The 524-nt window shown below is 67.9% G+C and carries 1 protein-coding gene; it reads left to right on the top strand.

Annotation, left to right across the window (positions count from 1 at the left end):
* Positions 1–426: M20/M25/M40 family metallo-hydrolase (locus ACMUOO_RS11080; RefSeq protein WP_413855245.1), on the top strand; the 426-nt coding region annotated here is incomplete at its 5' end.
* Between the last annotated feature and the right edge of the window lie 98 nt (positions 427–524).

Genomic DNA, 524 nt, shown 5'->3' with positions numbered 1-524 from the left:
AACAGCCGCAACATCATCGCCGAGAAGGTCGTCTTCACGGTCGACTTCCGCAGCCACATCCTGCCGACGCTGGAGGAGATGGTGGCGGAGTTCCACGCCCGCGCGCCGGGCCTTTGCGCCGAGGTGGGGGTGAAGTTCTCCGCCCAGATCGTCGGCCAGTTCGACCCGCCCGCCTTCGACGAGACTTGCGTGAAGGCCGTGCGCGATGCGGCTGAAAAACTTGGCTATTCCCACATGGACATCGTCTCGGGCGCCGGCCACGACGCCTGCTGGATCAACCGCGTGGCGCCGACCGCGATGATCATGTGCCCCTGCGTGGACGGGCTTTCCCACAACGAGGCCGAGGAGATTTCCCCCGAATGGGCGGCGGCGGGGACGGATGTGCTGTTGCACGCGGTCTTGGAGACGGCGGAGGTTGTATCCTGAAGGAGGGGGGGGGGGGGGGGGGGGGGGCGGGCGCGGGGGGGGGGGCGGGGGTGGTGGTAAGAACTAGAGGAGCGAGAGGGGCCTTCTGCGAGTGGGAA

This window comes from Albidovulum sp., assembly GCF_041919395.1.
In the GTDB taxonomy this organism is placed as follows: domain Bacteria; phylum Pseudomonadota; class Alphaproteobacteria; order Rhodobacterales; family Rhodobacteraceae; genus Albidovulum.
This window is presented reverse-complemented; position numbering and strand designations above follow the sequence as displayed.